The sequence below is a fragment of the Streptomyces sp. NPDC026246 genome (assembly GCF_055567995.1).
This window is the reverse complement of the sequence record NZ_JBVHPJ010000011.1, coordinates 38094-53311: the sequence shown is the minus strand read 5'-3', so window position 1 is coordinate 53311 and position 15218 is coordinate 38094. Positions and strand designations below refer to the sequence as shown.

The window sequence follows — 15218 nt, the reverse complement described above, 5'->3', positions numbered from 1 at the left end:
CGGCTATCCGTTGGGGCCTCCGAAGATGCCTCCGTTGCCGTTTCCTCTGTTGGTGCCACCGTCCTCGTTCGTCTCGGTGGGCCCTGTCGGCGGAGCGGTGATGCCTCCGTCCGTGCCGCCGTTGTCCTGACCGCCGTTCTCCTGGCCTCCGTCGTCCTCGCAACCGAAGAAGCCGCAGGTGTCGCTCGGCGTGGGCGACGGAGACGTCGGCGTCTCACTGGGCGTGGCGCTCGGCGTCTCGGACGGCGTCTCGCTGGGCTGCTCGCTGGGAGTCGGCTTGGGCGTGGGGGCGCCGAGGGCGTCCTGGACGGTGCCGATCTTCTCGGCCGGCGGGAAGCCCAGATCGGGCTCACCGTCGAGTGCGGCCTTCATGTACTCGGTCCATACCTGCGTCGGCACATCACCACCGTGGATGGACTGCTCACCGGCGGTGCCGTTCATCGACAGCAGCTTGGCGCTCTTGGGGTCCTCCCGGAACATGGCCACGGAGGTCGCCAGCTGCTTGGTGTAGCCGACGAACCACGCCGACTTGTTCTCGTCGGTCGTACCCGTCTTACCGGCCGCCTTACGGCCCAGGGCCAGCGCCTTCTTACCCGTACCGTTCTGGATCACGTTCTCCAGCACGTCCGTGATGTTGTTCGCCACGTTCTCCGGCATCGCCCGGGTGACCCTCGGCTTGCTGAAGCCCTTGACCTCCTGGCCGTTGAACTTGACGCTCGTCACCGAGTAAGGCGCAGCCTGCTTGCCGGCGGCGGCGAATGTCGCGTAGGCGTCTGCCATGCGGATCGCACTGGGCGTGGACGTACCGAGGGCGAACGAGGGGTTGAGTTCCTGCACCATGCTCTGATCCAGGATTCCGGACCGCTCGGCGACATCACGTACCCGCGCCATGCCCACATCGACACCGAGCTGCACGAACGGCGTGTTGACGGACTGCTCCATCGCCTTGCGCAGGGTGATATAGCCCCATGGGTGGTCGCTCTCGTTCTGCTGCCGGAACACCGAGTTGTCCTTGCGCAGGTAGTACGTGCCGTCCGGCTTCCGGACCTTCAGGTCGTCATTGCCGTTGTACTTGCTCAGCGGCGAAAGCGGACCGTCACTTCTGTACGTGCCGTCCTGCATGGCGGCGGCGAGCACGAACGGCTTCCATGTCGAGCCGACGGGTACGCCCGAGGTGTCGGCGTTGTTGTTGAAGTGGCCGTTCTCGTAGCCCGCACCGCCGTAGAGCGCGACGATCGCTCCGTCGTTCGGCTTCACCGACGCCGCACCGAACTGCACATGCTTGTCCAGCTCACGCCGCTTCGGGTCGAGCTTCTCCTTCTCGACCTTCTTCACGGCCTTGGCCATCGCCTCGACCTTGTCCTTCTCGAAGGTCGTCTTGATCTGGTAGCCGCCCTGGTCGAACTGCTTCTCCGAGAGATCAGAGTGGTTCAGGACGTACTTCTTCGCCGTGTCGACCAGGTAGCCGATCTGGCCGTTCATGCCCTTGGTCGCCTTGCGGCCCTGGGGCTCGGGGTACTTGCTGATCGCCTTCTGGTACTGCTCGTCCGTCAGCTTGTCGTCGTTGTGCATCTGCTCGAGGATCCAGCCCCAGCGCTCCTCCGACCGCTTGCGGTTGGCGTCCTTGGTCGCATTGGGGTCGAGGCCATCATTGCCCGCGGGGTCGTAGTACGTCGGCCCCTTCAGCAGGGCGGCGAGGAAGGCGCACTCACTCGCCGAGAGCCGGTCCGCGTCCTTGCCGTAGTAGGTCTGCGCGGCCGCCTGGATGCCGTAGGCACCACGGCCGTAGTACGAGGTGTTCAGGTAGCCCTGGAGGATCTGGTCCTTGCTGAGCTTGTTGCCCACCTTGACGGAGATGAACATCTCCTTGAATTTGCGGGAGAGCGTCTGGTCCTGGCTCAGGTAGGTGTTCTTGACGAACTGCTGGGTGATCGTCGAACCACCCTGCGTGTCACCGCCGCGGGCCATGTTCGCCAGGGCACGGGCGATACCCATGGGGTCGACGCCCGAGTCCTCGTAGAAGGTCTTGTTCTCAGCCGAGATCACCGCATCCCGCATGGCCTTCGGAATGCGCTCGATTGTGACGTTCTGCCGGTTGGTGCCACTGCCGGCCGCGACCATCCGACTGCCGTCGGCCCAGTAGTAGACGTTGTTCTGCGACAGGGCCGCCGCGTTCTCCTCGTTGGGGACGCTCACCATGGCGTACCCGATGCCCGCCACGGCCACCAGGCTGCCCAGGAAGCCGATGCAGAGACCGGAGACGAGCTTCCAGGAGGGCATCCAGCGCTGCCAGCCGTACTTGCCGGCCCGCGGGTAGTCGATCAGCCGCTTCCTGTCAGGAACGGCTGCGGCGCGGCCCCCGCCAGGGGCGGCACGCCGACCACCACGGGTCGGCTCGGCCCCTCGGCGGCGGCCGCCGCCCGTGCTTCTCTGCGCAGCACGCCGGGCCTCTGCACGGCCGCCGTACTGACGCTCCTCACCCCCCGAGCCGAGAGAACCCGACCCGTAGGAGTCGGACGGAGACCCGGTGGCGCCTCGCGGTGCCGCGCGGCGGCCGGAGGACGAGCCGGACTGGCCGCGTCGGGCCGCGGCACGTCCGCCTCCCTGCGGCTGCGGCGGTTTGCGACGGTGCTCGCTCATCGAACGACTACTCCTCGGGCAGGCGCACCCCTGCGCGCCTGGAAACGGCGGCTTGTTTCCGGTCCCCCCGAAGTACGGATGCGGTGGGCTCGGTATTCATCGGTCCCGCGTGCACCCGTACTCCACCGAGGACCACGACGCCCACAGGCGTCACTCGGTTCCCGGTGATGTGCATGGCGCACAGACTACGCACCGCCAAAACCTGCCGAGCCCCCAAGTTCACCTCAAATCAGGCAAGTAGTGTCCGACGAATCGGTGATGTGATCCCGTTCACCACACCCCCTCTTGTCGCATCCGGAAGGCCGTTCTATCGTCTTGATGTATCGAGTCGATACATCGGCACGACACATCGGCCCGAGGCATCGGTCCGATACATGCGCACCGCGGCAGAGAGGAGGCGACGATGAGCCGGCGCTCCGGGATCCTCGAGTTCGCCGTACTCGGCCTGCTCCGCGAATCTCCGATGCACGGCTACGAGCTGCGCAAACGCCTCAACACATCGCTGGGGGTGTTCCGGGCCTTCAGCTACGGGACGCTCTACCCCTGCCTCAAGACGCTGGTCGCCAACGGCTGGTTGATCGAGGAGCCGGGCAGCACAGCCGAGGACGCCCTCGCCGCCCCCCTCGCAGGGCGCCGGGCCAAGATCGTCTACCGGCTGACCGCGGAGGGCAAGGAGCACTTCGAGCAGCTGCTCTCCCAGACGGGGCCCGACGCGTACGAGGACGAGACCTTCGCGGCCCGTTTCGCCTTCTTCGGGCAGACGTCACGCGACGTGCGCATGCGCGTGCTGGAGGGACGCCGCAGCCGGCTGGAGGAGCGCCTCGAGAAGATGAGCGCCTCCCTGGCCCGGACCCGGGAGCGTCTCGACGACTACACGCTCGAACTCCAGCGCCACGGGATGGAGTCCGTGGAACGCGAGGTGCGCTGGCTGAACGAGCTCATCGAGAGCGAGCGGGCGGGACGGGACCTGAAGGGTCCCGCCACCGGGGAGCCCGCCTCGCGCGACACCACATCTGGAGCGCCGGGCGACCTGCCCCGGCCGGGGGACGACCCCCGGCCGGATACGCCCGGCGACACCGCCACGTGAGAGCCCGCCGAGGGCCTCACTCGTACACACAGGGAGCAACCGGAATGGGTTCGGTCCGCGTAGCCATCGTCGGTGTGGGCAACTGCGCCGCATCGCTGGTGCAGGGAGTCGAGTACTACAAGGACGCCGACGCGTCGTCCAAGGTGCCGGGCCTGATGCACGTCCAGTTCGGCGACTACCACGTCAGCGACGTCGAGTTCGTCGCCGCGTTCGACGTGGACGCCAAGAAGGTCGGACTCGACCTGGCGGACGCCATCGGCGCCTCCGAGAACAACACCATCAAGATCTGCGACGTGCCCCACTCCGGTGTGACGGTCCAGCGCGGCCACACCCTCGACGGTCTCGGCAAGTACTACCGGGAGACCATCGAGGAGTCCGCCGAGGAGCCGGTCGACGTCGTCCAGGTCCTCAAGGACAAGCAGGTCGACGTCCTCGTCTGCTACCTGCCCGTGGGCTCCGAGGACGCGGCGAAGTTCTACGCCCAGTGCGCCATCGACGCCAAGGTCGCCTTCGTCAACGCCCTTCCGGTCTTCATCGCCGGCACCAAGGAGTGGGCCGACAAGTTCACCGAGGCGGGCGTCCCGATCGTCGGTGACGACATCAAGTCGCAGGTCGGCGCCACCATCACGCACCGCGTCATGGCGAAGCTGTTCGAGGACCGGGGCGTGGTCCTGGACCGCACGATGCAGCTGAACGTCGGCGGCAACATGGACTTCAAGAACATGCTCGAGCGCGACCGCCTCGAGTCGAAGAAGATCTCCAAGACGCAGGCCGTCACCTCCCAGATCCGCGACCGCGAGCTGGGCGAGGGCAACGTCCACATCGGCCCGTCCGACTACGTCGCCTGGCTGGACGACCGCAAGTGGGCCTACGTCCGCCTCGAGGGCCGTGCCTTCGGTGACGTCCCGCTGAACCTGGAGTACAAGCTCGAGGTCTGGGACTCCCCGAACTCGGCCGGCGTCATCATCGACGCCCTGCGCGCCGCGAAGATCGCCAAGGACCGCGGCATCGGCGGTCCGATCCTGTCGGCGTCGAGCTACTTCATGAAGTCCCCGCCCGTGCAGTACTTCGACGACGAGGCTCGCGAGAACGTCGAGAAGTTCATCAAGGGCGAGGTCGAGCGCTGACGCGCCACAACTGATCGCTCCTGCCAGGGCTGTGAGGGGCCCCGGGTCGCATGACCCGGGGCCCCTCCCCGTATGTGAGGCTGGGGCCCATGGCCGTCGTCCGTGACCTGCGGGTCCTGTTGCGTTTCCAGGGGTTCAGACGCCTGCTCGCCGTGCGCCTGCTGTCCCAGGGAGCCGACGGCGTCTACCAGGTGGCGCTCGCCGCCTATGTCGTCTTCTCCCCCGAGAAGCAGACCTCGGCGGCCGCCATCGCCTCCGCGATGGCGGTGCTGCTGCTCCCGTACTCGCTCGTCGGGCCCTTCGCCGGTGTGCTGCTGGACCGGTGGAGGCGCCGTCAGGTCCTGCTGTTCGGCAGCCTGTTGCGGGCCCTGCTGGCCATGGCGACGGCCGTGCTCATGCTCAGCCCCGCTCCGGACTGGCTCTTCTACGTCTCGGCCCTGTGCGTCACGGCCGTCAACCGCTTCGTCTTGTCCGGCCTGTCCGCCGCCCTGCCGCGCGTGGTCGACGCCGACCGGCTCGTCGTCGCCAACTCCTTGTCCCCGACGGCCGGAACCCTTGCCGCGACCGCCGGCGGCGGGATCGCCTTCGTCGTACGCCTCGCGACGGTGGACTCGGACGCGGTCGTCGTGCTCGTGGCGGCGGGGCTCTATCTGTGCGCCTCCGTCGCGTCGTTGAGCATGGCGCGCGACCTCCTCGGCCCCGACCGGCGGAACGGACAGACGCAGCGGATCAGGACGGCCCTCACCGGCACCGCCCGCGACCTGGCGGCCGGCGTGCGCCATCTGGCTGCCCCGGACCGCAGGGAGGCCGCCTGGGCGCTGGCGGCGATGTCGCTCATGCGGTTCTGCTACGGCGCCCTGCTGGTCATGCTGCTGATGCTCTGCCGGTACGCCCTCACCACGACGACCGACGACGGACTCGCGCTGCTGGGGCTGGCGTTGGGCGTCTCCGGTGCCGGCTTCTTCGCGGCGGCCGTGGTGACACCCTGGAGCGCGGGACGGCTCGGCCCGGGCCGCTGGATCGTGGTGTGCGCGGGCGCAGCGGCATTGCTGGAACCCGCCCTTGGGCTGCCGTTCGCCACCGTCCCGCTGCTGGCTGCCGCCTTCGTGCTGGGGCTGACGACACAGGGCGCGAAGATCGCCACGGACACCATCGTCCAGTCGTCCGTCGACGACGAGTTTCGTGGCCGGATCTTCTCCGTTTACGACGTGCTGTTCAACGTCTTCTTCGTCGGGGCCGCCGCCGTGGCCGCCCTGATGCTGCCACCGGACGGCCGGTCCGTCCCCCTGGTGATCACGATCGCCGTTATCTACGCGGCAGTAGCTGCCGCTATGGCCCGATCTGTCCGTCGATAAGTGTCACATCAATGCCACAGAGCCTATACCGGCTACTGCGTTGTCAGTGCGGGCCGGTAGCTTACGTGCGTCTTATCTCGCGACATGTTCGCGTCACTCATCGTGTTTCTAGGGGGACCCCCGTATGTCCACTCCGCCGCCCCAGGGCAACCCGTTCGCACAGGGCCAGCCCGCCGGCCAGCCGCAGGCTCCGTACCCGCCGCAGGGCGGCGTCCCTCAGCAGCCCGGCCAGCCCGGCTTCCCGCCCCCGGGCGGCACCCCGCTTCCGCCGCAGCCGACCGGCCGCAAGCTCAGCTTCAAGACCATCAAGAACATCGTCATCGTCCTCATCGTCGCCGGCGTGGCCATCGGCGGCTACATAGCCAGCCGGGATGACGCCAACACGGCCGCCGTCGGCGACTGCATGCACCGCGGCAGCACCAACGACAGCGACCCGGACCTCGAGGTCGTCGACTGCAAGGACTCGGCCGCTCAGTACGAGGTGCTGGCCAAGATCGAGGGCAAGTTCCTCACGGACTCCCTGGCGTCCAGCAAGTGCGAGTCCGAGGCCAAGGACTTCCAGTACGTCTACACCCAGAGCGGTGACGGCAAGGACTTCCTGCTCTGCCTGAAGGACCACAAGAAGTAGGGCGGACACACGGAGGGGCGGTGTTTCACGTGAAACACCGCCCCTCCGTTCGTTCAAGCACCCTCAATTCCGAGGGTGTGTTTCACGTGAAACATTCCCCGTTGAACGGGCTCAGCCCTGCTGCTCCGCCCACCACTCCTTGAGCGCGGTCACCGCCGCGTCGCCCTCCATCGGTCCGTTCTCCAGCCTCAGCTCCAGCATGTGCTTGTAGGCACGGCCGATGACCGGACCCGGGCCCACGCCGAGGATCTCCATGATCTGGTTGCCGTCGAGGTCCGGGCGGATGGAGTCCAGCTCCTCCTGCTCCTGCAGCTTCGCGATCCGCTCCTCCAAGCCGTCGTAGGCACGGGAGAGAGCGGCCGCCTTGCGCTTGTTCCGCGTGGTGCAGTCCGAGCGGGTCAGCTTGTGGAGGCGGTCGAGGAGCGGGCCGGCATCACGGACGTAACGGCGGACCGCCGAGTCCGTCCACTCACCCGTGCCGTAGCCGTGGAAGCGCAGGTGCAGCTCGACGAGCTGTGAGACGTCCCGGACCAGCTCGTTGGAGTACTTCAGGGCGGTCATGCGCTTCTTGGTCATCTTCGCCCCGACCACCTCGTGGTGGTGGAACGAGACCCGGCCGTCCTTCTCGAAGCGGCGCGTGCGCGGCTTGCCGATGTCGTGCAGCAGAGCGGCCAGACGCAGGGTCAGGTCGGGGCCGTCACTCTCCAGAGCCATCGCCTGCTCGAGCACGATCAGGGTGTGGTCGTAGACGTCCTTGTGGCGGTGGTGCTCGTCACGCTCCAGCCGCAGGGCCGGGAGCTCGGGCAGCACGCGATCGGCGAGACCGGTGTCCACGAGCAGGGTGAGGCCCTTGCGCGGGTGGGCGGAGAGGATGAGCTTGTTCAGTTCGTCCCGCACACGCTCGGCCGAGACGATCTCGATGCGCCCGGCCATCTCCGTCATGGCCGTGACGACCTCAGGGGCCACTTCGAAGTCCAGCTGGGCCGCGAACCGCGCCGCCCGCATCATCCGCAGCGGATCGTCCGAGAAGGAAGCCTCCGGGGTACCGGGAGTGCGCAGGACACGCGCCGCCAGGTCCTCCAGACCGCCGTGCGGGTCGACGAACTCCTTCTCCGGCAGCGCGACGGCCATCGCGTTGACGGTGAAGTCCCGGCGCACGAGATCTTCCTCGATGGAGTCGCCGTAGGAAACCTCCGGCTTGCGCGAGGTCCGGTCGTAGGCCTCGGACCGGTAGGTCGTCACCTCGATCTGATAGCCGCCCTTGTGCGCGCCGACCGTGCCGAAGGCGATCCCGACCTCCCAGACGGCGTCCGCCCACGGACGGACGATCTTGAGCACGTCCTGTGGGCGGGCGTCGGTCGTGAAGTCCAGATCATTGCCGAGCCTGCCCAGCAGTGCGTCGCGTACCGAGCCGCCGACCAGGGCGAGCGAGAACCCGGCCTCCTGGAAGCGGCGGGCGAGGTCATCGGCGACAGGAGCGACCCGCAGCAGTTCACTCACGGCTCGCTGCTGCACCTGGCTCAGGGCACTGGACGTGTCTTCATTGGCGTTCGGCACAACAGAAGAGGGTACGTGCCCCGGTGCCGTGGGCTCCCCCGGATATCCGAGCGGACAGGTACCGCCATACCGGCACAAGGCATGCCCCGGACAGGTAAGGGACCGTTCGTTCCCCGGAAAATCGCATACCGGGCAGGCGCACCGTCGTGAGCGATCTTGTGGTGCGGACCGCGGCACTTCCCCTCCGCGCGCATCGTTACCATGCGTGGACGCACATTCCGACGACCACTGACGACGAGGGACGGACGAGCGCGTGGCCGAGGCGGCAGACTTCCAGGGGACCAGTGCCTCACCTGCCCGCCGGTGGCTGAGGCGCACCGGGGCACTGCTCGCTGGTGCGCCCCTGCTGGCCGGCCTCCTCCAGCTGCCCGCCGCGAGCCCGGCGGACGCGGCCGGACAGGAGTCCGCCCGGGCCGTGGCCGGCTCGGGTTCGGTGGCCGTCGCCGTGGATTCGCTCACACCCAGCGCCCCCACCGACGGTGACACGGTGACCGTGTCGGGCACGGTGACCAACAAGGGCAAGCAGGCCGTCACCGACGCTCACGTCGACCTCCAGGTCGGGCCCCCGCTGGACACCCGCTCGTCCATCGACGCTCTCGCCAGGAAGAGCGCCGACGTCCAGGGCCCCACCGGTGAGACGGTCGGCGGCAAGTACACGGAGAAGTTCCCCCGGCTCACGCCCGGGGTGTCGGAGCCCTTCAGCATCTCGGTACCGGTCGACGAGCTGGACCTGGGTGAGGACGGCGTCTACCAGCTCGCCGTCGCGCTGTCCGGGGAGACCGCCGCGCAGCCCTGGGACCAGGTCCTCGGCGTCCAGCGCACATTCCTGCCGTGGCAGCCGGAGGAAGCCGGGACCAAGACCAAGACCACATTCCTGTGGCCCCTCATCTCCAGCTCCCACATGGTCGCCGAGACGGGCTCGAACGAGCAGCAGACGCCGGTCTTCCGCGACGACGAGCTCGCCGAGGAGATCGCTCCGGGCGGTCGTCTCGACCAGATGGTGTCGCTGGGCAAAGGGCTCGACGTCACCTGGGTGATCGACCCGGACCTGCTGGCCTCCGTCGACGCGATGACCAAGAGCTACGAGGTGCGCGGTCCGGACGGCGACACCACCGACGGCACCCACCAGGCGGACGCCAACCGCTGGCTCGCGGAGCTCCAGGAGGCGGTGTCGGGCAAGGAGGTCGTCGCCCTGCCGTACGGCGATCCCGACCTGGCGTCCATCGCCCACAAGGGCACGAGCGTCACCGGCACCCTGAACCACCTGAAGGAAGCCACCGACGTCATCGACTACACGATCCCGACGATCCTCCACGTGAAACCGTCCAAGGACTTCGCGTGGCCCGTGGACGGTGCCGTCGACCCGTCGATCGTGAAGGTCGCGACCTCCGCGGGCGCCGACAAGGTGATCGCCCGCAGCGACAGCCTGCAGGACAACCTCTCCTACACCCCTTCCGCCGCCCGCCCCGTCGGTGGGGGCACCACGGCGGTCGTGAGCGACGCCCGGATGTCCACGGCCTTCCAGGGCAACCTGACGCGCGCCTCGGCCTCCACACTGGCGGTACAGCGGTTCCTGGCCCAGAGCCTGGCCTTCGGACTCCAGACGGGCAAGCAGCGCAGCGTCGTCGTCGCCCCGCAGCGCATGCCGTCCGTCAGCCAGGCCCAGGCCATGGCCAAGGCCCTCGGCACCCTGCAGGACGGGACCTGGTCCGAGTCCCAGGACCTCACGGCCGCCGCCAAGACCAAGCCCGACCCTGCGGCCACCACCAGAGTGCCGTCGGCGTCGGCGTACCCCTCCTCGCTGCGCAAGCAGGAGCTGCCGCGGGCCGCGTTCGAGCAGATCGCCCGGACCCAGGCCAAGCTCGACAAGTTCAAGGTGATCCTCACCCGCCAGGACCGCGTGGTGACGCCCTTCGGACGCGCCATGGAGCGCGAGATGTCCACGACGTGGCGCGGCCGCGGCGTCGCGGCGGTGGGATACCGCGACGGCATCGAGGGCTACCTCGACGGGCTCATCAACGGGGTCAAGCTGATCAACAAGTCGGAGACCAAGCTCTCCGGCCGCAGCGCCACCATCCCCGTGACCGTCCAGAACAACCTGGTCCAGGGTGTCGAGCACCTGGAACTGCGGCTCACGTCGAAGAACCCGACCCGACTCAAGATCAGCGGCGACGCCTACGACGAGCAACCGGTCACCGTGAACGGCGGCCACGCCCAGTCGGTGAAGTTCACCACGTCCGCCAACGCCAACGGCCGGGCCGAGGTCGTCGCCCAGCTGTACACGCAGGACGGTCAGAAGTACGGCGAGCCGGTGACCTTCGACGTGCGCGTCACCGAGGTCACGCCCACGGTCATGCTGGTCATCGGCGGTGGCGTGCTGCTGCTGGTCCTGGCCGGCTTCCGGATGTACACCCAGCGCAAGCGCGCCGCCGCCCGCGAGGCGGCCGAGGACGAGGCGGCCGAAGCCGACGGCGAGGCCGACGGCCCGGCGGACGCCCCGCGGAACCCGCAGGCCCCCGGCCACCGTCAGGAAGAGGAGCCCGGCGCACGCTCGGATACCTCCGAGCAGCCGAGTGACCCGGCCCCGGACACCGCAGCGGAAAGCGCCGACCCGTCCGGCACGGGTGAGAGAGTGGACCGTTGAAATGTCGTGGCCGGTGGGCCCGGGACGATGAGGTGGGGTAACCATGAACGCGCCGTACGACGGTGACCGCGGCCGTGCCGCGGGCAGCCCGGGCCAGCCCGAGGCGGGCGGGCCCGAAGGCGCGCCGGACGAGCACGGCCAGGTGCCGCCCCACCCGGCGGACGCCTACCTCCAGGACGCCTACGCCCAAGACGCCTACGCCCAGGACGCCTACCGGCCGCAGGACCTCTCCGCCCAGGACCCGGTCGCCGAGGCGCTCCACGACCGCGCCGCGCACCAGCCGCCCGCTCCGGGCACCTATCAGGCACAGCAGCAGCTGTACGCGCAGCCGCCGCAGTCGCCCTACGCGCCAGACCCGCGGGTCTGGGCCCGGACGCCCGCACCGGAGCCGGACGGGCCGACCCGGCACCTGCCCTACGGCGACGACCCGCGCACCACCCAGTTCGTGGGTGTGGACGACCTCGTCTCCCAGGCCGGCGAGCCGCGCCAGGAGCCGGACGCCTTCGCGCACCTCTTCCGCGACCAGCAGCAGGGCAGCGGGCACCCCTCGTACGAGTCGCCCTCGGTCCCCGGCCCGTCGCCGGCCCCAGGCCAGGCACCGCAGAGCCCTTACGCGGCGTACGGGCAGACGGCACCGGCCCCGCTGGTGGAGGAGGCGCCCGAGCCGGAGCCCGCTTCCGCCCCCGCTGCGAAGAAGGGCGGGCGGGCCGCCGGTCTGCTGAAGTCCAGCGCCGTGATGGCGGCGGGCACGATGGTCTCCCGCCTCACCGGCTTCGTCCGCTCCGCACTGATCGTGTCGGCCCTGGGCGTCGGCCTCCTCGGCGACACCTTCCAGGTCGCCTACCAGCTGCCGACGATGATCTACATTCTCACCGTCGGCGGCGGCCTCAACTCCGTGTTCGTGCCGCAGCTCGTGCGCGCCATGAAGAACGACGAGGACGGCGGCGAGGCCTACGCCAACCGTCTGCTGACCCTCGTCATCGTGACGCTCGGCGGACTCACCGCGCTCTCGGTCATCGGGGCACCACTGCTGATCCGCGTGCTGTCCAACGGGGTCGCCAGCGACCCGGCGGCGAACCAGGTCGCCATCACCTTCGCCCAGTTCTTCCTGCCCACGATCTTCTTCATGGGCGTCCACGTGGTGATGGGCCAGATCCTCAACGCGCGCGGCAAGTTCGGCGCGATGATGTGGACCCCGGTCCTGAACAACATCGTCATCATCGTGACGCTGGGCATGTTCATCTACGTCTACGGCACCGCCGGAGAGTCCGGGATGAAGGCCGGGACCATCCCGCCGGAAGGCCAGCATCTGCTCGGCGTCGGCGTCCTGCTCGGCCTCGTGGTCCAGGCGCTGGCGATGATCCCCTACCTGCGCGAGACCGGCTTCCGGCTGCGACTGCGCTTCGACTGGCGGGGCCAAGGCCTGGGCAAGGCCATCACACTGGCCAAGTGGACGGTCCTGTTCGTCCTCGCCAACCAGGCCGGCGCCATGATCGTCATCCAGCTGTCCACCGCGGCCGGCAAGGCCTCGCCCGAGGACGGCACCGGTTTCGCCGCCTACGCCAACGCCCAGCTGATCTGGGGCCTGCCCCAGGCCATCATCACCGTCTCCCTGATGGCCGCGCTCCTGCCGCGCCTGTCGCGCTCGGCAGCCGAGGGGGACGGCGGCGCCGTCCGCGACGACATCTCGCAGGGCCTGCGCACCACCGCCGTCGCGATCGTCCCGATCGCCTTCGGGTTCCTCTCCCTCGGCATCCCGATGTGCACGCTGATGTTCGGCTCCTCCGGCACCGGCGCGGCCACGAACATGGGCTTCATGCTGATGGCGTTCGGCCTCGGCCTGATCCCGTACTCGGTCCAGTACGTCGTCCTGCGAGCCTTCTACGCCTACGAAGACACGAGGACCCCCTTCTACAACACGGTCATCGTGGCCGCCGTCAACGCGGGCGCCTCGGCGATCTGTTACTTCGTCATCCCGTCCCGCTGGGCCGTCGTCGGCATGGCCGCCTCCTACGGCCTGGCCTACGCGATCGGGGTGGGCGTCGCCTGGCGCCGACTGCGCAAGCGGCTGGGCGGCGACCTCGACGGCGCCCGGGTGCTGCGCACTTACGCCCGGCTGTGCATCGCGTCGATCCCCGCCGCCCTGCTCAGCGGCGCGGCCTGCTACGGCATCGGCCAGACGCTCGGCCAGGGAGTCGCCGGCTCGCTCGTCGCGGTGTTCGCGGGCGGTGCCGTGCTGCTCGCCGTCTTCTTCGTCGCCGCCCGCCGCATGCGCATCGAGGAGCTCAACTCCCTGGTGGGCATGGTCCGCGGGCGCCTGGGACGCTGAGTCGGGAGGCGGGCGCACAACCATCGTCGGGCACCGCGTGTCGTGCATAGCGGCGGACTGTGGGCACAATTGGTTTCGGCGTCGGACGGCACGCAACGGATGCCGGCCGGCGCGCAATGGATGGGGAGGCAGGAACGACGGTGGCAGAACGGAGTACGGCTGCCGTCGACGTGGCAGACAACAGCGACGAGACGTCGCTGACCGCACAGGCGGACCAGTCCACGGCCGACGGGGTGGCCAAGAAGCGGGAGCGGGACACGGACAGCGACGAGGTACAGGAGAGCCCCCGGGCCGACGGTTCCGGAAAGACCTCGCCGCCCGAACTGCACAGCGGTCACAAACTCGCCAGACGCTACCGCCTCGAGGAGTGCGTCACCCGCCTCGACGGCTTCAGCAGCTGGCGTGCGGTGGACGAGAAGCTCCGCCGCGCCGTCGGAGTCCACATCCTGCCCGCCGACCACGCGCGCGCCCGCTCCGTCCTGGCCGCCGCACGCTCCTCCGCCCTCCTGGGTGACCCCCGGTTCGTACAGGTCCTGGACGCGGTCGAGGAGAACGACGTCGTCTACGTCGTCCACGAGTGGCTCCCCGACGCCACGGAACTGACCACCCTCCTGGCCTCCGGACCGCTGGAGCCGTACGACGCCTACCAGCTGGTGAGCCAGGTCGCCTCCGCCATGGCCGCCGCCCACCGGGAGGGCCTGGCCCATCTGCGGCTGAACCCCAACGCCGTGCTGCGTGCCTCGACCGGCCAGTGGCGCATCCGCGGTCTCGCCGTGAACGCCGCCCTGCGCGGCATTTCCTCCGCCACCCCGCAGCGCACGGACACGGAGGCCATTGGCGCCCTCCTGTACGCGGCGCTGACCCAGCGCTGGCCGTACGAGAGCGACGCCTACGGGCTGTCCGGCCTGCCGAAGGACATCGGCCTGATCGCGCCGGACCAGGTGCGCGCCGGTGTGCACCGAGGTCTGTCCGAACTCTCCATGCGCGCACTGGCCAACGACGGTGCCACCGCCTCCCGGCACGAATCGCCCTGCACCACGCCCGAGGAGCTGGTGAAGGCGATCGGCGACATGCCGCGTATCCGCCCGCCGGAGCCGGCGTTCACCGCCCCGCCCGAGTACCAGCGCACCACCTATCAGCAGGGCTCCTACGGCCGTCAGAGCGGGCATCCCGGAGCGACCCAGCCGGTCACCACTCCGCCGCCCCCGCTGCAGAGCCGCACGGGCAAGGCACTGAAGTGGGCCGTGTCCGCCCTGCTCATCGCGGCCTTGGGCCTCGGCAGCTGGCAGCTGGCGGACGCCCTGATGGACCACGGCGGTCAGGACGACGACCCGGGTCAGAGCCAGACCAACGACGGGAACGACAAGAGCCCGAAGAAGCCGCTCAGCAAGCCTCTCGCCATCGAAGGCGCCAAGGACTTCGACCCGTTGGGCAGCGACGGCTCCGAGAACCCGGACGAGACGAGCCGCGTCCACGACAGCGCTCCGGGCACGTACTGGGAGACCAGCTTCTACACCAGCGCCGACTTCGGGCGGCTGAAGTCGGGTGTGGGCGTCATCCTCGACCTCGGCAAGGTCCAGGAGGTCGGACAGGTGACGGTGTCCTTCCAGGGCGCCACCTCCGTGGAACTGCGCGCCGCCGGCGACGCCACCACGCAACCCGCGTCCCTCGACGCCTACGACGAGGTCGCCCAGGGATCCGGTACGACCGTGGCACTCAAGCCCGACGAGTCGGTCAAGAGCCGGTACCTCCTGGTGTGGCTGACCAAGTTGCCGCTGACCGCCGAGGGCAACTACCGCGGACGCGTGGTGGACATCAAGGTGACCAGCTGACGGCATCTGCCTCGAGGAA

9 protein-coding genes are annotated in these 15218 nt (G+C 69.1%); 7 read left to right on the top strand and 2 right to left on the bottom strand.

What is annotated here, in order from left to right; genetic code table 11:
• Window positions 1-3: 3 nt before the first annotated feature.
• Window positions 4-2280, bottom strand: a complete 2277-nt coding sequence (locus ACZ4M5_RS25670) for a transglycosylase domain-containing protein (RefSeq protein WP_467740171.1) — start codon at window positions 2278-2280, stop codon at window positions 4-6.
• Between the two features lie 763 nt (window positions 2281-3043).
• Here ACZ4M5_RS25670 and ACZ4M5_RS25665 point away from each other — a divergent pair.
• The 4 genes from ACZ4M5_RS25665 to ACZ4M5_RS25650 all read left to right on the top strand — a co-directional run bounded on the left by ACZ4M5_RS25665 (window position 3044) and on the right by ACZ4M5_RS25650 (window position 6837).
• A complete protein-coding gene (locus tag ACZ4M5_RS25665; protein WP_467740170.1) occupies window positions 3044-3727 on the top strand; it encodes a PadR family transcriptional regulator in 684 nt (227 codons plus the stop codon).
• Window positions 3728-3771: 44 nt separating this feature from the next.
• The gene (locus ACZ4M5_RS25660; protein WP_467740169.1) at window positions 3772-4854 is read left to right on the top strand and encodes an inositol-3-phosphate synthase; all 1083 of its coding nucleotides are present in this window, start codon (window positions 3772-3774) and stop codon (window positions 4852-4854) included.
• A gap of 89 nt (window positions 4855-4943) precedes the next feature.
• Window positions 4944-6209 carry an MFS transporter gene (locus tag ACZ4M5_RS25655; protein ID WP_467740168.1) on the top strand — a complete coding sequence of 422 codons (1266 nt, stop codon included), beginning with the start codon at window positions 4944-4946 and terminating at the stop codon, window positions 6207-6209.
• Window positions 6210-6333: 124 nt separating this feature from the next.
• Window positions 6334-6837 (top strand): LppU/SCO3897 family protein, encoded by a 504-nt coding sequence (locus ACZ4M5_RS25650; RefSeq protein ID WP_467740167.1) that lies wholly within the window; start codon window positions 6334-6336, stop codon window positions 6835-6837.
• A gap of 111 nt (window positions 6838-6948) precedes the next feature.
• Here the strand turns inward: ACZ4M5_RS25650 and ACZ4M5_RS25645 are convergent, their stop codons facing one another.
• Window positions 6949-8394: a CCA tRNA nucleotidyltransferase gene (locus ACZ4M5_RS25645; RefSeq protein WP_467740166.1), complete on the bottom strand. Its 1446-nt coding sequence runs from the start codon at window positions 8392-8394 to the stop codon at window positions 6949-6951.
• A gap of 253 nt (window positions 8395-8647) precedes the next feature.
• Here ACZ4M5_RS25645 and ACZ4M5_RS25640 point away from each other — a divergent pair, with 253 nt between their 5' ends.
• The 3 genes from ACZ4M5_RS25640 to ACZ4M5_RS25630 all read left to right on the top strand — a co-directional run bounded on the left by ACZ4M5_RS25640 (window position 8648) and on the right by ACZ4M5_RS25630 (window position 15199).
• Window positions 8648-11038, top strand: coding sequence for a DUF6049 family protein (locus ACZ4M5_RS25640; RefSeq protein ID WP_467740165.1), 2391 nt, complete (start codon window positions 8648-8650; stop codon window positions 11036-11038).
• Window positions 11039-11081: 43 nt separating this feature from the next.
• A complete protein-coding gene (murJ, locus tag ACZ4M5_RS25635; protein WP_467740164.1) occupies window positions 11082-13367 on the top strand; it encodes a murein biosynthesis integral membrane protein MurJ in 2286 nt (761 codons plus the stop codon).
• 140 nt (window positions 13368-13507) lie between these two features.
• A complete protein-coding gene (locus ACZ4M5_RS25630; RefSeq protein WP_467740163.1) occupies window positions 13508-15199 on the top strand; it encodes a protein kinase family protein in 1692 nt (563 codons plus the stop codon).
• Window positions 15200-15218: the final 19 nt, after the last annotated feature.

Coding starts and splice junctions, on each gene's coding strand:
- ACZ4M5_RS25660 (WP_467740169.1), top strand. CDS start 3,772: ATGGGTTCGGTCCGCGTAGCCATCGTCGGTGTGGGCAACTGCGCCGCA.
- ACZ4M5_RS25650 (WP_467740167.1), top strand. CDS start 6,334: ATGTCCACTCCGCCGCCCCAGGGCAACCCGTTCGCACAGGGCCAGCCC.
- ACZ4M5_RS25670 (WP_467740171.1), bottom strand. CDS start 2,280: ATGCCCTCCTGGAAGCTCGTCTCCGGTCTCTGCATCGGCTTCCTGGGC.
- murJ (WP_467740164.1), top strand. CDS start 11,082: ATGAACGCGCCGTACGACGGTGACCGCGGCCGTGCCGCGGGCAGCCCG.
- ACZ4M5_RS25665 (WP_467740170.1), top strand. CDS start 3,044: ATGAGCCGGCGCTCCGGGATCCTCGAGTTCGCCGTACTCGGCCTGCTC.
- ACZ4M5_RS25655 (WP_467740168.1), top strand. CDS start 4,944: ATGGCCGTCGTCCGTGACCTGCGGGTCCTGTTGCGTTTCCAGGGGTTC.